The 18,993-nt window shown below is 70.1% G+C and carries 21 protein-coding genes; 6 read left to right on the top strand and 15 right to left on the bottom strand.

All coding sequences use genetic code 11. The features are described 5' to 3' along the window. Positions 1 to 109 precede the first annotated feature (109 nt). The gene (locus Q8S40_RS17605) at positions 110 to 475 is read left to right on the top strand and encodes a response regulator (protein ID WP_304807192.1); all 366 of its coding nucleotides are present in this window, start codon (positions 110 to 112) and stop codon (positions 473 to 475) included. Here the strand turns inward: Q8S40_RS17605 and pcaB are convergent, their stop codons facing one another. The 5 genes from pcaB to pcaF form a co-directional block, all read right to left on the bottom strand. After that, positions 476 to 1,822, bottom strand: a complete 1,347-nt coding sequence (gene pcaB, locus Q8S40_RS17600; RefSeq protein ID WP_305671405.1) for a 3-carboxy-cis,cis-muconate cycloisomerase — start codon at positions 1,820 to 1,822, stop codon at positions 476 to 478. Next, positions 1,819 to 2,364 carry a protocatechuate 3,4-dioxygenase subunit alpha gene (gene pcaG / locus Q8S40_RS17595; protein WP_305671404.1) on the bottom strand — a complete coding sequence of 182 codons (546 nt, stop codon included), beginning with the start codon at positions 2,362 to 2,364 and terminating at the stop codon, positions 1,819 to 1,821. Before pcaG ends, pcaB begins: the two co-directional genes overlap by 4 nt. Further along, positions 2,361 to 3,068, bottom strand: coding sequence for a protocatechuate 3,4-dioxygenase subunit beta (gene pcaH, locus Q8S40_RS17590; RefSeq protein WP_305671403.1), 708 nt, complete (start codon positions 3,066 to 3,068; stop codon positions 2,361 to 2,363). The genes pcaG and pcaH overlap by 4 nt, the downstream gene beginning before the upstream one ends. Positions 3,069 to 3,072: 4 nt before the next feature. Continuing rightward, positions 3,073 to 4,212, bottom strand: coding sequence for an alpha/beta fold hydrolase (locus Q8S40_RS17585; protein ID WP_304807199.1), 1,140 nt, complete (start codon positions 4,210 to 4,212; stop codon positions 3,073 to 3,075). A 117-nt stretch (positions 4,213 to 4,329) separates the two neighbouring features. Continuing rightward, the gene (gene pcaF / locus Q8S40_RS17580) at positions 4,330 to 5,538 is read right to left on the bottom strand and encodes a 3-oxoadipyl-CoA thiolase (RefSeq protein ID WP_305671402.1); all 1,209 of its coding nucleotides are present in this window, start codon (positions 5,536 to 5,538) and stop codon (positions 4,330 to 4,332) included. A gap of 125 nt (positions 5,539 to 5,663) precedes the next feature. Between pcaF and Q8S40_RS17575 the strand changes: the two genes are divergently transcribed. After that, on the top strand, positions 5,664 to 5,846 hold the full coding sequence (locus tag Q8S40_RS17575; RefSeq protein ID WP_305671401.1) for a hypothetical protein: 183 nt from the start codon (positions 5,664 to 5,666) through the stop codon (positions 5,844 to 5,846). 1 nt (position 5,847) lies between these two features. On the opposite strand, the gene Q8S40_RS17570 is transcribed toward Q8S40_RS17575, so the two are convergent. Genes Q8S40_RS17570 through Q8S40_RS17555 form a run of 4 tightly spaced genes read right to left on the bottom strand, consistent with a single transcriptional unit; the run spans position 5,848 to position 9,898 of the window. Continuing rightward, a complete protein-coding gene (locus Q8S40_RS17570; RefSeq protein ID WP_305671400.1) occupies positions 5,848 to 6,240 on the bottom strand; it encodes a cytochrome C-552 in 393 nt (130 codons plus the stop codon). Further along, positions 6,240 to 7,571 carry a sulfite oxidase gene (locus tag Q8S40_RS17565; protein WP_305671399.1) on the bottom strand — a complete coding sequence of 444 codons (1,332 nt, stop codon included), beginning with the start codon at positions 7,569 to 7,571 and terminating at the stop codon, positions 6,240 to 6,242. The genes Q8S40_RS17570 and Q8S40_RS17565 overlap by 1 nt, the downstream gene beginning before the upstream one ends. Positions 7,572 to 7,618: 47 nt before the next feature. Next, positions 7,619 to 8,929 carry a sulfite oxidase gene (locus Q8S40_RS17560; RefSeq protein ID WP_305671398.1) on the bottom strand — a complete coding sequence of 437 codons (1,311 nt, stop codon included), beginning with the start codon at positions 8,927 to 8,929 and terminating at the stop codon, positions 7,619 to 7,621. Positions 8,930 to 8,953: 24 nt separating this feature from the next. Then, positions 8,954 to 9,898, bottom strand: coding sequence for a 4-hydroxy-tetrahydrodipicolinate synthase (locus Q8S40_RS17555; protein WP_305671397.1), 945 nt, complete (start codon positions 9,896 to 9,898; stop codon positions 8,954 to 8,956). Positions 9,899 to 10,061: 163 nt separating this feature from the next. Between Q8S40_RS17555 and Q8S40_RS17550 the strand changes: the two genes are divergently transcribed. Both Q8S40_RS17550 and Q8S40_RS17545 read left to right on the top strand, forming a co-directional pair. Continuing rightward, on the top strand, positions 10,062 to 11,045 hold the full coding sequence (locus Q8S40_RS17550; RefSeq protein WP_305671396.1) for a tripartite tricarboxylate transporter substrate binding protein: 984 nt from the start codon (positions 10,062 to 10,064) through the stop codon (positions 11,043 to 11,045). 5 nt (positions 11,046 to 11,050) lie between these two features. Beyond that, positions 11,051 to 12,037, top strand: a complete 987-nt coding sequence (locus Q8S40_RS17545) for an ABC transporter substrate-binding protein (protein ID WP_305671395.1) — start codon at positions 11,051 to 11,053, stop codon at positions 12,035 to 12,037. On the opposite strand, the gene Q8S40_RS17540 is transcribed toward Q8S40_RS17545, so the two are convergent. The 4 genes from Q8S40_RS17540 to Q8S40_RS17525 form a co-directional block, all read right to left on the bottom strand. Continuing rightward, positions 12,034 to 13,020 carry a tripartite tricarboxylate transporter substrate binding protein gene (locus tag Q8S40_RS17540; RefSeq protein WP_304807216.1) on the bottom strand — a complete coding sequence of 329 codons (987 nt, stop codon included), beginning with the start codon at positions 13,018 to 13,020 and terminating at the stop codon, positions 12,034 to 12,036. The genes Q8S40_RS17545 and Q8S40_RS17540 overlap by 4 nt on opposite strands. A 115-nt stretch (positions 13,021 to 13,135) precedes the next feature. Then, complete coding sequence (locus Q8S40_RS17535; RefSeq protein WP_304807218.1) at positions 13,136 to 13,297, bottom strand: DUF3309 family protein; 162 nt, start codon at positions 13,295 to 13,297, stop codon at positions 13,136 to 13,138. 13 nt (positions 13,298 to 13,310) lie between these two features. Next, entirely contained in the window at positions 13,311 to 13,454 is a 144-nt protein-coding gene (locus tag Q8S40_RS17530; protein ID WP_305671394.1) for a hypothetical protein, read from the bottom strand. A gap of 107 nt (positions 13,455 to 13,561) precedes the next feature. Beyond that, positions 13,562 to 14,311: a YebC/PmpR family DNA-binding transcriptional regulator gene (locus Q8S40_RS17525; RefSeq protein ID WP_304807223.1), complete on the bottom strand. Its 750-nt coding sequence runs from the start codon at positions 14,309 to 14,311 to the stop codon at positions 13,562 to 13,564. A 139-nt stretch (positions 14,312 to 14,450) separates the two neighbouring features. Here Q8S40_RS17525 and Q8S40_RS17520 point away from each other — a divergent pair, with 139 nt between their 5' ends. Beyond that, entirely contained in the window at positions 14,451 to 16,328 is a 1,878-nt protein-coding gene (locus Q8S40_RS17520; RefSeq protein ID WP_305671393.1) for a bifunctional diguanylate cyclase/phosphodiesterase, read from the top strand. Next, positions 16,294 to 16,854 (top strand): GNAT family N-acetyltransferase, encoded by a 561-nt coding sequence (locus Q8S40_RS17515; RefSeq protein ID WP_305671392.1) that lies wholly within the window; start codon positions 16,294 to 16,296, stop codon positions 16,852 to 16,854. Before Q8S40_RS17520 ends, Q8S40_RS17515 begins: the two co-directional genes overlap by 35 nt. Here the strand turns inward: Q8S40_RS17515 and Q8S40_RS17510 are convergent. Together Q8S40_RS17510 and Q8S40_RS17505 are read right to left on the bottom strand one after the other, a co-directional pair. Beyond that, entirely contained in the window at positions 16,751 to 18,397 is a 1,647-nt protein-coding gene (locus tag Q8S40_RS17510) for a cryptochrome/photolyase family protein (protein ID WP_305671391.1), read from the bottom strand. The two genes, Q8S40_RS17515 and Q8S40_RS17510, sit on opposite strands and share 104 nt — an antisense overlap. Further along, positions 18,394 to 18,984, bottom strand: a complete 591-nt coding sequence (locus tag Q8S40_RS17505) for a DUF6134 family protein (protein WP_305671390.1) — start codon at positions 18,982 to 18,984, stop codon at positions 18,394 to 18,396. Before Q8S40_RS17505 ends, Q8S40_RS17510 begins: the two co-directional genes overlap by 4 nt. Positions 18,985 to 18,993 lie beyond the last annotated feature (9 nt).

The following is an 18,993-nucleotide window of genomic DNA, read 5'->3' as shown; positions in this document are numbered from 1 at the left end:
GCGGGACACAGCATGGTGTGATCGGGGCAACTCACGCAGTCGTGCCGCCTGCGAGTAACCTCTTTCCCTCCGCCGTGTGGTTAGCCTCCGCGCTGGAGGATGGAATCACATGCAGCCCGGGCCGCAGACATTGCTGCTGGTCGAAGATGACCCGCTGGTTCGGATGACCCTGGTCGAGGGGCTGACCGATGCCGGCTTTTGCGTATTGGAGGCAGAGGATGCCGAGGCCGCGCTGGGCATGCTGGCACGCCGGCCGGAAATCGATGTGCTGCTGACCGACATCAACCTGCCGGGCGCGGATGGCTTCGAGCTGTCGCATGCGGCACGGCAGCTGCGGCCCACGCTGCCGGTGCTCTATGCCTCCGGCCGCTTCGGCGCGGCCGAGCCGGGGCGCGGGCTGCCGGGTGCGCCCTTCCTGGCCAAGCCGTTCACCGTGGCACGTGCCGCGGAGGCGATCGGTGAACTGCTGCGATAATCAGCCCAGGCGCGCCAGCACCTGGTCCATGAAGGCCGGCGCGGCGCCGAGGTAGTTGGCCGGGTCGGTCAGCCGGGCGATGCCGGCGGCATCCAGATGCGCGGCGACGCGCGGATCGCGGGCCAGGGCGTCATCCAGGGTGATTCCATCCGCCATCGCCACGTCGCAGGCCGCGTGCACCACGTCATGCGCCGGGTTGCGGCCGAGCAGCGGCGCCAGACCCATCATCACCGCCTCCGCCACGATCAGCCCGCGCGAATCGTCCAGGTTGCGGCGCATGCGCGCGGCATCGACCACCAGCCCCTCCCCCAGCAGCAGCGCCTGGTTCAGCGCGCCATGCGCGTAGAGGAAGATCTGCGGCAGGGCCAATTGCTCCACCTGCTGCCCTCCGGCGCCGCGCTCATGCTCATGCGCCATGGCACCGAGCACCTGTGGCACCAGCGTCTGCGCGCTGCGGGCCTGGGCGATGACGTATTCGCAGGCGATCGGGTTGCGCTTCTGCGGCATGGCGGAAGAACCGCCACGGCCGGGCGCGGCGGGTTCCGAGGCTTCCGCGACCTCGGACTGCATCAGCAGCATGATGTCGGTCGCCATCTTGGCCAGGCAGCCGGTGAGCATGGCGAGCCAGCAGGCGGCCTCCGCCATGCCGTCGCGGGCCACATGCCAGGGGATGGCCGGCACCGCCAGGTCGAGTTCCAACGCCAGTTCCCGCTGCACCGCCAGGCCATCGGTGCCAAGCGAGGCCAGCGTGCCGGCCGCCCCGCCGAATTGCAGCCGCAGCATGCGCGGCCGGGCCTGGGCCAGGCGTTCCCGCATGGTGATCATCGGGTCGAGCCACAGCGCCACCTTGTGCCCGAAGGTGATGGGCAGTGCCTGCTGCGCATGGGTGCGGCCGGCCATGACGGTGCCGCGATGCGCCTGCGCCAGCCGCGCAAGGGCGGTGATCAGCCGGTCCAGATCGGCCTCGATCAGCGCGAAGGCATCGCGCATCTGCAGCACGAAGGCGCTGTCGGTGATGTCCTGGGTGGTGGTGCCCCAATGGGTCCAGCGCCCGGCTTCCGGCCCGGCGGCGGCCGATAGCTGCTTCACCAGCCCGACCACGGCGAAGCCGGTGTTGCGGGTGGCCGCGGCGAGTGCCGGAATATCCAGCATCTCGACCCGCGCCGCTTCGGTGATGGCGGAGGCGGCCTCCGCCGGGATCAGGCCGAGCCGCGCCTCGGCGCGGGCCAGCGCCGCCTCCACATCCAGCATGCGCTGGAGGAAGGCGCGCTCCCCCATGATGGCGCGCATCGCATCGCTGCCGAAGACCGCGCCGAAGACCGGCCCATCACCGGGGGAGACGGTCATACGTCGAGGAACACCGTCTCATCCCCGCCCTGCAGCCGGATATCCAGCCGCCAGGTGCCCTCCCCCTCCGGCTGCGCGATCAGCGTGGACCGCCGCGCGGGGTCCACCAGGTTCAGCACCGGATCGGCCGCGTTCAGCGCCTCATTCGCGAAATAGGCGCGGGTGACGACGTGCTTCATCAGACCGCGCGCGAAGATGGTCACCACGATATGCGGCGCCTGCGTCGCATTGCCGAGGCCCGGCACGGCGCCCGGCTTCAGCGTGGTGAAGCGAAACACGCCGTCCTCGTTGCTGGCGCAGCGGCCGAAGCCGTGGAAGCCGGCGTCATAGGCGCCATCGGGACCTGCCTGCCAGATCTCGACCAGCGCATCGACGCAGGGCGCGCCATCGCCATCGGTGATGCGGCCGACCAGCGTGATACGATCCCCCGCCACGCCCGCATTCGGCCCGCCGGGCCGCAGCAGGTCGGCCCATTCCGGGAAGTCGATCATGTGCCAGTAGGGGCCGGCGGTCTGGCTCGCCGTGGCCGGTGTGTAGGTCATGGCGTGTTCTCGAAGGGCGTGGCGGCCGGGCCGCGCAGCACGATGTCGAAGCGGTAGCCCAGCGCCCATTCCGGCTGGGTGATATCCAGGTCGAAGCTCGAGACCAGCCGGTTGCGCGCGGCCTCATCCGCCGTGCAGTTGAACACCGGGTCCAGCGGCAGCAGCGGGTCGCCGGGGAAATACATCTGGGTGATCATGCGCTGCGCGAAGCCCGCGCCATGCAGCCCGAAATGGATATGGATCGGCCGCCAGGCATTGGCGTGGTTGCGCCAGGGATAGGCGCCGGGCTTGATGCTGGTGAAGCTGTAATGGCCCTCCGCATCGGTGAACAACCGCGCACGTCCCTCGAAATTGGGATCGAGGGGCGCGTCATGCTGGTCGCGCGGGTGGTGATACCGGCCGGAGGAATTGGCCTGCCACACCTCCACCATCGCGCCGCGCAGCGGCCGGCCATCCTCATCCGTCACGCGGCCGGCGACGATGATCCGCTCCCCCATCGCGGCACGCCCGCCGACCTGGGACATGTCCACCTGCGGCGGGTAGAAGGCGGGGTCGAAGCGCGGGCCGCTCGTCTCGGTCAGCGTATGCGGGACCACCACCAGCTTCTGCTTCGGATGGCGCTTATGCGTGCTGCCGTATTCCGGCGCGTCATAGGGCGGCTGCGTCGCCGGGTCCGGGCGGCGGAAGGGGATGGGGTCTGGCATTTGCCTATTCTTCCTTGAGGACGGCCTTCGCGATCTTAAGCGCGGCATTCGCCGTCGGCACACCCGCATAGGCGCCCACCTGCAACAAAACCTCGCCCACCTCCTCCGGCGTCACGCCGGTGTTGCGTGTGGCGCGGAGGTGCAGTTCCAGTTCCTCGTGCCGGGCGAGCGCGGCCATCATGCCGATACACAGCAGGCTGCGGGTGTGGCGCGTCAGGCCCGGGCGGGTCCAGATGCCGCCCCAGACATTGGCGGTGATCCAGTCCTGGAACGGCGCGTCGAGTGCCGTGACGTTGGCGCTGGCGCGGGCCACATGCGCCTCCCCCAACACGGATTTGCGGATGGCGAGGCCGGCATCCCGGCCCGCGGCGGGGGCGAGGGTTGCGAAATGCTCCAGGATCGCGGCGGTCGCCTGGTCCGCGCGTTCCAGGGTCGGCAAATGACCGGCCTCGCTGATCTCGACATAGCGGCTGCCAGGGATCGCGGCCTGCACCTCCTTCGCCAGTTCGGGCGGGGTGGCGACGTCGCGGTCGCCGACCATCACCGTGGTCGGGCAGGCGATGCGCCCGGCGACCTGGGCGGCGCGCGCATCGCGCAGCGCGGCGGCGGAACCGGCATAGCCGCGGCGATCCGTCCGCAGCAGCATCTGCCGCATGCCCTGGGAGGAGGCGAGTGACGGGTCCACCACCCAGCGCGGCATCACCACCTCGACCAGCGCCTCGGTGCCGATCTCGCGCACCGCGTCGATGCGATCCTGCCAGGCCTGCGGCGGCGGGAATTCCAGCGCCGTGTCCATCAGCATCAGCGACAGCACACGCTCCGGCGCCATGGCGGCGAGCTGCATGGCGATTCGCCCGCCGATCGACATGCCCAGCACATGCGCTTCACGCACCCCCAGCGCATCGAGCAGCGCCAGCGCATCCGATGCGTGCAACTCCATCGAGTAGTCGCCGTCGGTCACGCTGGTGAGGCCGTGGCCGCGCAGATCCATGCGAATCACGCGATGCGTGCGCGCCAGCACGGCGACCTGCGGTTCGAAGACCTGCATCGTCGTGCCGATGGAATGCAGCATCAGTAGCGGAGGCGCCTCGGTGGGCCCCTCCACCGCGGCGTGCACGACAATATCCCCCAGGTGCAAAAACATCCCGGCTCCCCACCTGATGACATAACGTATCTAACATTCGATGGCGGCCGCCGGGAAGCCGTGTGGACGGGCCGCGAGCTGGCCCGTCCCGCCTCAGGCGCGCTGAGTCACCAGACCTCAGACGCGCTCGAGCACCATGGCGATACCCTGGCCGACGCCGATGCACATGGTGACCAGCGCATAGCGCTCGCCACGGTTGTGCAGCTCCTGCACCGCCGTCTGCACCAGCCGCGCGCCGGACATGCCGAGCGGATGGCCGAGCGCGATGGCGCCGCCATTCGGGTTCACATGCGCCGCATCATCCGGCAGGCCGAGATCGCGCGTCACCGCCAGCGCCTGCGCGGCGAAGGCTTCGTTCAATTCGATCACAGCCATGTCGGAAAGGCTGAGGCCCGCCTTGGCCAGCACGCGCTTCACCGCCGGCGCCGGGCCGAAGCCCATGATGCGCGGCGCCACGCCGGCCGTGGCCGCCGCCACCACCCGCGCCCGCGGCGTCAGCCCGTGCTTGCGCGCACCCTCCGCGCTGGCGACCAGGATGGCGCAGGCGCCGTCATTGACGCCGGAGGCATTTCCGGCGGTGACGCTGCCGCCATCCTTGCGGAACGGCGTGCCGAGCTTCGCCAGGGCCTCCATGGTGGTGTCCGGGCGCAGATGCTCGTCCTGGTCCACGATCACCGGGTCGCCCTTCCGGCGCGCGATGGAGACCGGCACGATTTCCTGCGCGAAGCGGCCGGAGGCCTGCGCCTTGCCGGCGCGCTGCTGCGACCGGTAGGCGAAGGCGTCCTGGTCGGCGCGCGAGACCTGGAAATCCTGCGCGACGTTCTCCGCCGTCTCCGGCATGGAATCGATGCCGAAGCCGGCCTTCATCTTCGGGTTCACGAAGCGCCAGCCGATGGTGGTGTCGTAGATCTCCGCGGCGCGGCCAAAGGCTTCCGCCGACTTGCCCATGACGAAGGGGGCGCGGGTCATGCTCTCCACGCCGCCGGCCAGCATCAGCTCGGCCTCGCCCGCCTTGATGGCACGCGCGGCGATGCCGACGGCATCCATGCCGGAGCCGCACAGGCGGTTGACGGTGGCGCCGGGAATCGATTCGGGCAGGCCGGCCAGCAGGGCGGACATGCGCGCGACGTTGCGGTTGTCCTCGCCCGCCTGGTTGGCGCAGCCGAAGATCACATCCTCCACCGCCGCCCAGTCGAGGCCCGGGTTGCGCGCCATCAGCGCCTTGATCGGCACGGCGCCGAGGTCGTCGGGGCGCACATCCTTCAGCGCGCCGGCGTAGCGGCCGATCGCGGTGCGGGCGGCGTCGCAGATGAAGGCGTCGGCCATGGTCGGGTTCCTCGACAGGTTTCGGGGTTCGTGCCGCCGCGGCGGCCGCGCGTCAACGGTGCCCCGGAAAACCGGCGGCCTGGACGGGCGTTGGGAACCGGATCGAACGCGAAGGAAACATCCCGATGAGCACCCAGGAACGCGGCGGCGGCGCCTCCACCAGCGACAGCGACGGCAAGCCCGACCCCGGCCCCGCCCCGGTCGGCCCAGCCGTGCACGGCCCGGCCCAAAAACCGGCCGAGACGCCAAAGGACCCCGGCGCCGCGCCGCCCGGCCCCGCGGTGGGGCATGGCGGCGCGAAACGCTGAGCTAGTTCAGGAAGGGGTTGCGCCCCCGCGCGGGGGCCTGGGCCGGACCGAAATGCTGGGCCAGGTAGCTCACGATCAGCGTGCGCTCCTCGCCTTCCAGCGGATTCATGCCGTGGACCTCGGTCATCCAGGTCATCAACTCGTCCCAGCGCTCGCGGCTGAAGCGGCTGCGGCGGATGATCGCGGTGCTGTGGCAGGCGGTGCAGGCGTAGAACACCTCCTCCTGCCCTTCGCCCGCCGGAAGGACGGAGGGCTCCTCCGCCGGCTGCGTCGCAGCATCCAGGCTGGCGGATTGCGCCCAGGCGGCGCGCAGGATGGGCGCTTGGGTGCCGGGCATCTGGGTGAGGGCCACGCCCCCACCCAGCAGCAGCAGAAAGGCAAGCGTCTTGCGCATCAGCCCACCAGGACTGCGGCGCGGCCGATGGCGTTGGCGCCATAGCCCTGCGGGTTCCAATTGGCCGGAGCGTGGGGTTGCATCCGCCCCTCGCTGTCGGTCGCGCGATACCACACTTCATAATAGCCGTCGGAAGGCAGCGCCACGCGGCCCTGCCAGCGCTGCCAGGCGTGGCGATTGGCGGGGTCTGCCACCTGCATCTCCGTCCAGGTCGCGCCGAAATCCACGCTGGCGTGCATCGCGCGCACCGTGTGGTCGCCGGCCCAGGCGGCACCGCGCAGGTCGAGGCTGCGCGTGCCCGCCGCCAACCGCGTACCATGCGCGTGCGAGGACAGGATGGAGCGTACCGGCATGCTGGTCATGTCGCGGAAGCTGGCGCCGTCATTGCTGCTGCCCGGCACGATGGGCGTGACCGGCACGCGATAACTGGTGCCACCCATCCCCTGGCCACGATGCGGCTCGTTCAGCAGGGTCACGCGGGTCAGCCATTTCTGGCTGAGGCTGCCCGGCCAGCCCGGCACCAGCAGGCGAACCGGCGCACCGTTGATATGCGGGATGGGCCCGCCATTCACCGCGAAGACGATGAGCGTGTCCTCGTCCATCGCCTTCTCGACAGGCATGCCGCGGCTGATCGCCTGGCGGTCCTCCGTGCCGGAGAGATGCGGGTCCGCGCCGTAATGGCCGGTGTGCTTCGCGCCATCCTTCACGCCGGCGGCGCGCAGGACGTCGCGCAGGCGCACGCCGGTCCAGGACGCGTTGCAGATGGCGCCATTGCCCCACTGGTTGCCGCGCGTCTGCGGCGCGAACTGCGCGCGGCCATTGCCGCCGCATTCCATCTGGAGTTCACGCGTCACATTCTCGAAACGGCTCCGCAACTCGACCACGCTGAGTTCGAGCGGCGCATTCACCTCGCCGTCGATGGTCACCTTCCAGGAATCCGCGTTCTCGGCCACGGGCGGAATCTGCCCGTTGTTGCGCACGAAGATCTTGTCGTTGGGCGTGACGGCGTCATCGAGGATCGTCTCGGGCGCTTCCAGAACCAGGGGGCGGTCGCCCTGCAGGATCATCTCCACCTTGCCGTCGATGCGCATCATCTGCGGGCCGGCGGCAGCCCCTCCGGCGCCCTGCGCCGCGGCGGGGCGACCGAACAGGGCGGGCAGCGTGCCGGGCGGCATGTTGCCGCCCAAGGGAATGGCGGCGCCCACCGCACCGCCCATGGCCGCCAGCGCGGCGCCCTTCAGTGCGCCACGGCGGCCGAAGGCCATGGCATCGGCACGCTCCGGGTCGTCCTGGTACAGTTCCTGCACGGACCGTTCGGTCTTGCGTGTCATGACTCGTTTCCTCTTATCTGCGATAGTCCGTAGGTATGATCGACCGATCAGGCGGAGACGGCAAGCGTTCTTCCGATGAACACCGCCGCACGGCTGATCGGGTTCGCGCCATAGCCCTGCGGGTTCCAATTGGCGGCCTGGTGCGGCTGCACCCGGCCGGCGCTATCCGTCGCGCGATACCAGACCTCGTAATAGCCATCGGCCGGCACCGTCACGCGGCCCTGCCAGCGCTGCCAGGCATGCCGGTTGGCCGCCGGGAACAGCGCCATCTTCTGCCAGGTCGTGCCGAAATCCAGGCTGACATGCTGGGCCTGCACCGCAAGATCCCCGGCCCAGGCGGCGCCGCGCAGATCGAGGTGCCGCGTGCCTGCCGGCAGATGCGTGCCATGCGCGTGGCTGGTCAGGATCGAGCGCACCGGCATGCTCTCCAGCTCCACGAAATCCCGCCCGTCCTGGGCGCTGCCCGGAATCACCGGATGCAGTGGCACGCGATAGCTGGTGCCGCCCATGCCAGGTCCATCATGCGGCACGTCGCGCACCAAGATGCGGGTCAGCCATTTCTGGCTGAGACTGCCCGGCCAGCCCGGCACCACCAGCCGCAGCGGCGCGCCATGCAGATGCGGCAGCGCTGCGCCGTTCAGGGCGAAGGCGAGCAGCGTGTCCTCATCCAGCGCCTTCTCGATCCGCATGCCGCGCGCGATCGAGACCTGCCCCGGCGCACCGGACAGATGCGGATCGGCGCCATAGTGCCCGGTGAAGCGGGCGCCGGGCTTGAGACCCGCCGCCAGCAGCACGTCCCGCAGCCGCACGCCGGCCCATGCGCCATTGCTGATGGCGCCGTTGCCCCAGGGATTGCCGCGCGCCGCCGGCTGGTGGAAGGCGCGGCCATTGCCGCCGCATTCCAGTTGCAACTGCCGGGTCACCACCGGGAAGCGGGACTGCAATTCCCCCACCGTCAGCGACAGCGGCGCCTGGACCTCCCCCTCCACGGTGAAGCGCCAGGATTGCGGGTCCGCCACTTCGGGCGGGATGCCGCCATTGTTGCGGACGAACATGACATGGGCGGAGGTCACCGCCTCATCCAGCAGCACCTCCGGCGTCTCGGCGCAGATCGGACGTTCATCATGCAGCAGCAGCGCCGCCTTGCCGGGCATCCGCAACAGCTTCAGGGCGCCGGGCCGGGCGAAGGCCGCGGGCAGGATGCCGGGCGGCAGCGTGGCAGCGGCCGGAATGGGCGCCCCCACCGCCGCCTGCATCACCTGCAGCGATGTCCCTTCCAGGGCGCCGCGGCGGCCGAACACCTCGGCATCGGCGCGCTGCGGATCGTCGCCGTAGAGTTCCTGCGCTGTTCGTTCCATGCAACGCGACTCCGGCAGCCGCCCCTACTCCGCCGCCATCGGCAGGCCGGGCGCGGTCTTCCAGCCATAACGCGCATCCAGGCCAAGGGTCCGCACGATGGCCAGGCCGCGCGCCAGATGGTCCGGCTTCAGCCCCGAAAGCGGCCGCCGCAGATCCCCCGCCGGCAGCCCCACCGCCTGCATCAGCGACTTCACCGCCACCGGGTTGATCGCCGAATAGGTGAAGTGCAGCAGCGGCAGCAGCCGGAGATAGGTCTCCCGGAACACCACCGACTGCGCCGGATCGGCCCAGGGGGTGGAAAGCAGCGCCATGCCGGCCGGGTCGATATTGCCCGTCATATTCGCCGTGCCGTGCCCGCCGAGCGACATGGTGGGCACCACCAGGCCCAGATTGGGGCTGTCGCAGCACATGATGGTCGCATCCGGCTGCGCGGCACACACCTGCGCCACCTGGCCGACGCGGGTGGTGCTTTCCTTTAGCACGACGATGTTCGGATGCTTCATCAGCCGCAGCAGATGGTCCCAATGCAGGTCCGACTTCACCCGCGGCGGGTTGTTGTAGATGCCGATCGGCAGTTCCACCGCATCCGCGCATTCGGCGAAGAACGCCTCGATGTCGTCCTCCGGCGCGCAGATATAGGCCGGCGCCGCCAGGATCGCGCCATCGGCGCCGGCGGCCTTCGCGTGCTTCAGATAGGCGATGGTCGCCGCCGTGCTGGTGCCGGTGCAGCCGTAGAACATCTTCATGTTCCCGGTCTTCATCTTGGCGGTCTTCTCGACGATCTCGCGCCGTTCCTCCGGCGTCAGCATGGAGACCTCCCCGGTCGAGCCCATGATCAGCACGGCGGAGGTGCCGTTCTTCGCCTGCCAGTCGATCAGCGTGCGGAAGCCGCCGAAATCGACGCTGCCATCGGCATTGAAGGGGGTGATCAGGGCGACGAAGGAACCCTCGATCCGCATCTTGGTCATCGGCTTTCTCCAGCGGGACAAGGCAGCCTAACGCAGCTCCGGCCCGGCTGGAAATCATTCGCGGGCGGGTTGCAGCAATCGGCAAGGCTTCCACAATGTGGGAATTCGCCTTCCGCAATCCTTTGCAACGCGCGATTGTGCGGAAACCCCATCGGAGTGTCCCATGCCCTCACGCCGCACCCTCCTCCGCGCCAGCAGCCTGCTGGGCCTGTCGTCACTCGCCACGCCGGCCCTGGCGCAGGCGCCCTGGCCGTCGCGGCCGATCACCATCGTGGTGCCCTTCCCGCCTGGCGGGTCGAATGACCTGCTGGCGCGGCCGGTGGCGATGAAGCTGCAACAGGCGCTGGGCGGGCACCCGGTGGTTGTGGAGAATCGCGGCGGTGCGGGCGGCACGGTGGGTGCCACCGCCGTGGCGCGCGCCCCGGCGGATGGCCACACGCTGATGTGGGGCCATGTCGGCACGCTGGCGGTGAACCCCTGGATCTACCCGAACAACCCCTATGACGTGCTGCGCGACTTCGCCCCGGTGGCGCTGGTCGCCACCCTGCCCTCCATCCTGACCATCCATCCTTCGGTCCAGGCACGCACCGCCGCGGAATTCATCGCGCTCGCCAAGGCCAATCCCGGCAGCCTGGAATATGGCAGCGCCGGCAATGGCGCGGCGTCCCACATCACGATGGCGGCGTTCTGCGATGCGGCCGGGATCGAGCTGGTGCATGTGCCCTATCGCGGCAATGGCCCGATGCTGGCCGATTTGATGGCCGGGCGGCTGAAGGCCAGCTTCGCCGGTGCACCGGTGGTGCTGCCCTCGATCCGCGATGGCCGCCTGCTGGGGCTGGGGATGAGCGCGCTCGCCCCGTCCGACGCACTGCCCGGCATCCCCGCCATCGCCGCCGAGGCGCTGCCGGGTTTCGAGGTGGTGCAGTGGCACGGCCTGGTGGCCCCCGCCGCGACGCCGCCGGAGGTGGTGGCCCGCATCAACGCCGCGGTGAACGGCCTGCTGGACGACGCCGACCTCAAGGCGCGGCTGGTGACGGAGGGCGCGGATGCCGCCCCGCGTACGCCGGAGGCCTTCCGTGCGCTGATCACCAGCGAGCTGGAGCGCTTCCGGGTGCTGATCGCGCGTGCGCGCATCCGGGCGGATTGAGCGCATTGCTGACGCTGACGGTCGCCTGCGCGCCGTATGACCGCGTGCGCGCCCTGTTCGATGGGCGCGTGCAGATCCCCGGCGTGCGGCTGGTGCAGGTGCCGATCCATTCGGAGCAGAGCTTTCCGCGCGCCTTCACCCGCGCGGAGTTCGACGTGACGGAGCTGTCGCTCTCCTCCCACCTGTTGCAGGTCTCGCGTGGCGAGGCCGCCTATGCGGCGATCCCGGCCTTCGTCTCCCGCGCCTTCCGGCATGGCTGCATCTATCTGCGGGACGGTGCGGGCATTGCCACGGCGAAGGACCTGCAAGGCCGGCGCGTCGGCATCCCGGAATACCAGATGACGCTCGGGCTATGGCTGCGCGGCATCCTGGCGGATGAGCACGGCGTCGATGTGAACGGCATCGCCTGGCGCACCGCCGGCACCAACCAGGCCGGCCGCAAGGAAAGACTGCGGCTGGAATTGCCGCCGGAGATGGATGTGCAGCCCATCCCCGGCACGCTGAACGATGCGCTGCTGGCGGGTGAGATCGACGCCATCCTGTCGCCCACCGAACCGGCCGCCTTCGCCGCCGGAGACCCGCGCGTGATGCGCCTGTTCCCGGACCCGCGCGCGGCCGCCATCGCCTATCACCGGCGCACCGGATTCCACCCGATCATGCATCTGATGGGCATCCGCCAGGACATCCTGGCGCGGGACCCGACCCTGGCCCCCCGCCTGACCGCCGCCTTCGCGGAGGCCAAGCGCCTGGCGCTGGCGGATATCGAGGCCGACCTCCGCCATTCCTCGCTGACCCAGATGCTGCCGTTCCACGCCGAGGAATGGGCCGCCACCAAGGCGCTGCTCGGCCCCGACCCCTGGACCTACGGCATCGCCGCCAACCAGGCGGAGCTGGAGGCGATCTGCCGCTGGTCCCACGCGCAGCATCTGTCGCGGCGCCGGCTGGCGGTGGCGGAAGTGTTCGCGCCGGGGGTGGAGGAGGCGCGGACCTAGGTCGGATTGATGCCGGCCGCCCGCACGATGGGCGCGAAGCTGGCGATCTCGGAGCGCACGAATTCCGTGTAGCTTTCCGGCGTGCTTTCCGGCGGCGGGGCGCCCGTCAAATCCTCGAAGCGGGTGATCATGGCGGGCTGTGCCAGGGACTCGCGGATCACGGCGGCCAGGCGGGTCACGATCGGGGCCGGCAGGCCGGCCGGGCCGGAAATGCCGAACCAGGCCGAATTCACCACATCCACGCCGCTTTCCTGCAGGGTCGGCAGGTTCGGGAAGCGGTTGGACCGGGTGGCGGAGGACACGGCCAGGGCGCGCACGCTGCCGCTGTTGATGTGCTGCGCGGCGGAGGGCAGGCTGTCCATCATCGCGGGCACCACGCCGGCGATGGTGTCCGTCATCGCCGGGCCAGCGCCGCGATAGGGCACCGCGAGCACCCGGACGCCGAGCGCCAGGCCGAGGCGCACCCCGGTCAGGTGGCTGGAACTGCCGACACCGGAGACGGCGAAATCAATCTCCCCGGCGCGGCGCACATGGGCGATGAACTGCGCCATATCCTGCGCCGGATGGCCCTTGGTCACCACCAGGACGGAGGGGCTGGTCACCACCAGCGCCACATGGGTGAAGTCCCGCATCGGGTCATAGGACAGCGTGGGATAGAGGCTGGGGGAGACGCCATGCGAACCGCTGTTGGACATCAGCAGGGTCAGCCCATCCGGCTCCGCCTGTGCCACCATGGCGGCGCCGATGGTGGCACCGGCGCCGGGGCGGTTCTCCACGATCACCGGCTGGCCCAGGCGCTGGCCGATCTGTTCGGCCACCAGCCGCGCCATCACATCCGTCGTGCCGCCCGGCGCATAGGGCACCACCAGGCGGATCGGCCGGGAGGGCCAGGCCGGCTGCCCCGAAGCGGGCCGGACCAGGGCCGGCGCGGCCAGCGCCACGAGGGGCAGGCCGAGCGCGATACGACGTGAAATGATGGTCATGGCAGTGTTTCCTCCGCGGGGCCATTCTCGGCCCTTGGGGGAAATATCGCCGCAAACCGTCGCCAAGCCAACCCGGGATGCAAACGGTGCCCCAGCTTCGGGGTCCCGTCGCGCCTCAGATCCGGCCAAGCACCAGCAGCACCAGCACGATGACCAGCACGGTGCCGAGCAGGCCCATGCCGCCATGGCCGAAGCCATAGCCATAGCCACCGAAGCGCCCGCTGACCCCGCCGAGGAGGACCAGGATCAGCACAATGAGAAGAACGGTTCCGAGCATGTTCTGATCCCCCTTAGCGCGTTTCGACGCTGATGCCGCGGCCGCCGACGGTGATGTCCACACCGCTGCGGTTCTGCCGGTCATAGGCCCAGTAGCCCAGTGCGCCGACCGCGATCAGCAGGGCGCCCAGGACAGGGTAAAGCAGATTTCGGCTCATCGGGCGGTCCATTCATCTCATCTCCCGCGATGTCATCGTCGCGGTTGAGAACAGATCGCCCGTTGCGCGTCTGGGTTCACTAGTTAACGCGTTTGTAATGAAGCCGATCAGGCGCTCAGCCGCTCCAGCGCCGCGGCATCCACCTCGAAATTCGCATAGACGTTCTGCACGTCGTCATGATCGTCGAGGATATCCAGCAGCTTCAGCACCTCCCGCGCCCGCTCCTCGTCCAGGTCCACGGTGGTGGAGGGCCACCATTCCAGGCGGGCGGCCTCGGCGGTGCCGAATTTCGCCTCCAGCGCGTCGCGCACGGCGGCGAAATCCTCCACCGCGCAGGACACCTCATGGCCATGCTCGGTGCTTTCCACATCGCCGGCACCGGCCTCGATGGCGGCCTCCAGCATGGTGTCCGCATCCGCGGCCGCGGCCGGGTAGCGCAGCACGCCCTTGCGCTCGAACTGGAAGGCTACCGAGTTGGTCTCACCCAGCGCGCCACCGTTCTTGGCGAAGATAGATCGCAGGTCGCCGCCGGTGCGGTTGCGGTTGTCGGTCAGCGCCTCGACGATCACGGCGATGCCGTAGGGGCCGTAGCCCTCATACCGCATCTCCTGGTAATCCTCGCCCACCCCGGCCGTCGCGGCGCGCTTGATGGCGCGGTCGATGGTGTCGCGCGTCATGTTCGCGACTAGCGCCGCCTTCACCGCGGCGCGCAGGCGGGGGTTCATCGCCGGGTCGGGCAGGCCCTGCTTGGCGCTGACGGAAATCTCCCGGATCAGCTTGCCGAAGGCCGCCGCCTTCTTGGCCCCCTGCGCCGCCTTGCGGTGCATGATGTTCTTCGCATGCGAATGGCCGGCCATGGCCTGTCTCTCCGTAAAAGTCTGTCGCGCGGCTGGAGCCTTGGGTGCGTTGCTATACCGGCGCGCGGCGTGCCGGGGCAAATCGCGCCATTGCGGCGCCTTCAACGCCCGGTTCATCAATGCGGTCCAGAATGCCCGCATGGCCAGTCCTGCGCCCCCGGCTACCAACTCGACCGATACGGTGCAGCGCCTGCTGCTGCGCCTCAGTGCCGTCGCCGTTGTGCTGACGCTGGCCGCGATGGCCGTGAACCAGTTCCTGCTGGAATACACGCTGCGCGCCGCCAGCCATTCCTTTGCCGAGCAGTTGGTGACGGATCTCGTGCGGGAGGAACCGCGCCTGCGGGAGTTTCTGCGGGGCGAGCCGGCCAGCGAGGCCGCGCTTGCGCGGCTCAGCGCCTTTCCGCTGGCGGAGGAATTCGCCGGCTTCCGGCTGCTCGGCCCGGGTGGCGCGCTGCTGGCGGAAGCGCCCGTGGACCCGCAGGAGCGCGAGGCACGGCGCCCGGCGCGGGTCGAGGTGCCGGTGCCGGATGCCCAGCTCGCGGCCGGGACCCTTCAGGTCACGATGCGCGATACCGGGCGGCGGCAGCATATCGCCAGCGTCTTCCGCATGGCCCAGGCCAGCATCATCCTGTTCGCCGCCACGATGCTGGCGCTGATGCTGTGGCTCGGCCTGCGTGGCCGGCGAGAGGAAGCGGCCGCCACCCGCGCCCGCACCCTGCTGCGCCACGATAGCCTGACCGGCCTTCCCACCCATGCGGAACTGCGCCATCGCCTGGAGCAGGCCCTGCAGGGGGTGCGGGCGGGACAGGGCCAGGTGGGCCTGCTGGTGCTGAACCTGCGCGGCTTTCGCGACGTGAACGCCCTGCATGGCCGCGCCACCGGCGATGCGGTGCTGGAGGCCCTGTCCCGCCGCCTGCAATCCCTTGTTCGGCATGGCGATACCGTGGCGCGGCTGTCGGCCGACCGTTTCGCCGTGGTGCAGACCGCAATGGCCGGGGAGGAGGATGCGATCATCCTGGCGGAGCGCCTGGCCAAAGCCCTGGCCGAACCGCTGCCGCTGCCCAATGGCGACGGCCTGAGCCTCTGCGTGGAGCTGGGCCTTGCCGTCGCGCCGCAGGATGGGGGGGAGGCGGAGCTGCTGCTGGCGCGCGCCGAGGCGGCGCTGTCCGCCGCGCGCGGCGCGCCGACGCCTGCGATCCGCGGCTTCGAGCCGGCGATGGATGAGGCGCTGCGCGCACGGCGGGAGCTTGAGGCCGATCTTCAGCAGGCGATCGAGGCCGAGGCCCTGGTGCTGCACTACCAGCCGCAGCGCCGCCTGCGCGACCAGCGCCTGGTGGGCTTCGAGGCGCTGCTGCGCTGGCCCCACCCGGTACGGGGGATGATCCCACCGATCGAGTTCATCCCGCTGGCCGAGCAGAACGGCATGATCGTGCAGCTCGGCGCCTGGGTGATCCGCGCCGCCTGCGCCGAGGCCGCGCGCTGGCCCGGCGACCACCGCGTGGCGGTCAACCTGTCCCCCGCCCAGTTCCGCTACGGCGACCTGGTGCATACCGTGGCCGATGCGCTGGCCCACACCGGCCTGCCGGCGCACCGGCTCGAGCTCGAGATCACCGAAAGCCTGTTGCAGGAAGACACCGAGGATGTGGTGGCGCTGCTGCGCGACCTGCGGGCGCTGGGTGTTTCCATCGCCATGGATGATTTTGGCACCGGCTGGTCCAGCCTGGCGCATCTGTGGCGCTTTCCCTTCGGCAAGCTGAAGATCGACCGCGCCTTCATCAAGGACCTGACCTGCGACCCGAAGCTCTGCGCCATCGTTGCCACCATCGTCGGCCTCGGCCGCATCCTCGACATGACGGTGGTGGCCGAAGGGCTGGAGACGGAGGAACAGGCGCGCATCCTGACGGCCGAAGGCTGCGAGCAGGCCCAGGGCTGGCTGTTCGGCCGCCCGATGCCGGCCGAGGCGGCGCGGCGGCTGATCGCCGATGAATTGGCGGCCCAGTCGCGCAGCGTGGCGTGACGGCCCAATCGCGCAGCGTGACGGCCCGGTCGCGGAGCGTGACGGCGCCGGCCGTGCCGTGCACCCTGCGGATGCCATGCTGATCCGCCCTGTCGCGCATTCCCCGCATCTGCCCCTGGTCGCCGCCTGGCTGCATGCCGAGTGGTGGGCGGCGGGCGGCCATGCGCCGGCGGAGACGGCGGCGTTCCTGCACCGCGCCACCGGCCCCGGCCTGCCCTGCGCGCTGGTGGCCGAACGGGACGGCGTGGCGCTGGGCACCGCGACGCTGGATGTCGAGGACCTGCCCAGCCGGCCCGACCTTTCCCCCTGGCTCGCCTCCGTCCTCGTCGCGCCGGAATTCCGGCGTCAGGGCGTGGCGACGGCGCTGGTGGCGGAGGTGCGGCGGCGGGCGGCGGCCTTGGCCTATCCCCGGCTCTGGCTGTTCACCGGCGGGCAGGCGGCGTTCTACGCCTCGCTTGGGTGGGCTCCGGAAGGGGAAGAACGCTATCGCGGCCAGCCCGTGACGCTGATGTCCTGCGTGCCATAGGCAGGGGCTCCGCCCCCGCCTCCAGCGCATCGAGAAACGCCGTGGCCTGCGCCCGCATGGTGGCGACCTTGTTCGGATCCATCTTCGCCAGCGTCCGCAGCGGCATCGCCATCCGCATGTTCTTCGCGAAACGCGTCGCGTGGCGGGCCATGAAATCCCAGTACAGGTAGTTGAACGGGCAGGCGCCCTCCCCCGTCGGCCGCTTCACGTCATAGGCGCAGCCGCGGCAGTAATCCGACATGCGGTTGATGTAGGCGCCGGATGCCGCATAGGGCTTGGATGCCATCACCCCGCCATCGGCATGCAGCGCCATGCCCTGCACATTGGGCAGTTCCACCCATTCATAGGCGTCGGCATAGACCACCATGTACCAGTCATTCACCTCGGCCGGCGCGAGGCCGGCCAGCAGGGCGAAATTGCCGGTGACCATCAGCCGCTGGATGTGGTGGGCATAGGCCAGGTCACGGGTCTGGCGGATCGCCGCCGCCATGCAGGCCATGCCGGTCTCGCCGGACCAGTACAGCCAGGGCAGCTTGCGATGCGCCTCCAGCGCATTGGTCTCCCGGTAGGCGGGCATCTTCAGCCAGTACAGGCCGCGGACATATTCGCGCCAGCCGAGGATCTGGCGGATGAACCCCTCCACCGCATTCAGCGGCGCATGGCCGCTGCGATAGGCGGCCTCCGCCGCGCGGCAGGCGGCCATCGGGTCCAGCAGCCCGCAATTCAGCGCGGCACCGACCAGCGCGTGGAACAACGTCGCCTCGCCCTGCGCCATGGCGTCCTGGTAGTCGCCGTAGCGCGGCAGGCGATGGGTGACGAAATCCGCCAGCGCCTGCTCGGCCTGCTCGGCGGTGACCGGCCAGTGGAACTGGTCCGTGGTACCGAAATGGTCGGGGAATTCGCGCTCCACCAGTGCGATCACCGCCTGCGTCACGGCATCCGGCGCGAAGCGGCGCGGGCGCGGCGGGGTGAGACCGGCGGGCAGCGCGGCGCGGTTCTCGGCGTCGTAGTTCCACTGGCCGCCGGCCGGCTCATCCGGGGCGGTCATCAGCAGGCCCGTGGCACGGCGCATCTCGCGGTAGAAATACTCCATGCGGAGCTGCTTCTTGTCTCCGGCCCAGGCGCGGAAGCGGTCCAGGCTGCACAGGAAGCGCGAATCCTCCCGGATTTCCACCGGCAGGCCGGTGGCGTCCCGCCACGATTGCATGTCGCGCAGCACGCGGAATTCGCCCGGATGGGTGCAGATGATCCGCGTCGCGCCATGCGCCTTGGCCGCCCGCGCCACTTCCCCGGCCAGGCTGTGCGTGTTGTCCGCATCATCCAGGCACGTATAGGCCACGGTGATGCCGCGCCCGCGCAGCGCCGCCGCGAAATGGCGCATGGCAGACAGCACCAGAGCGATCTTCTGCTTATGGTGGCGGACATAGGTGCATTCCGCCCGCACCTCCGCCATCAGCACCACGTCCCGCGCCGCATCCAGGCCATCCAGCGCGGACAACCCCTCGGAACATTGGTCGCCGAGGACCACGCGAAGGGTCGTCACGCCCTTTCGTAGCGCACGGGGCTGCCATCCTCGCCCGTGGTGGCGAAGCCGACCCAGGTGCCGGCGGCATCGTACAGCACCTCCGCCCCCTCGCCGCCCACCAGCACCACGCGGGTTCCGCCGGCGGCCGGGCTGATCCGCAGCTCCGGCTCCACCGCCAGCGCCTTGCGCGGGTCGAACAGCGGCACGCCGGGCCGCAAGGTGGCCATCCGCCACCAGGTCAGCGGCGCGGCGCGGGCCGGCAGGCGCTGTTCACCCTCCGGTCCGCGCAGCAGCAATTCGGCACCGCTGGCCCGCACTTCGCAGGCCGTGGTGGTGCCGTTCTTCTCAAGCCGGGAGGATAGCGCCACCAGCCGGTCGCCGCGCCAGGTCTCGGCGGTTTCGTGCTGGTAGCGGAACACCGTGAAGCCCATCAGCTTCACCTCGATCCGCACATCGCTCTGCGCCTCCAGCAGCCCGGCATTTTCGCGGAAGCGCACGCGATGCGTGCCGACCGGGCTGCCAGAGCGCAGCACCCGGAAATCCAGCCCGGCCGGCGCCGCGATGGCTTGCTGCGCCAGCAGCAGGGCCGGAACCCCGGTGAGCACGGCCCGCCG

It is taken from the genome of Falsiroseomonas sp. (genome assembly GCF_030695085.1).
In the GTDB taxonomy this organism is placed as follows: Bacteria; Pseudomonadota; Alphaproteobacteria; order Acetobacterales; family Acetobacteraceae; genus Falsiroseomonas.
This window is presented reverse-complemented; position numbering and strand designations above follow the sequence as displayed.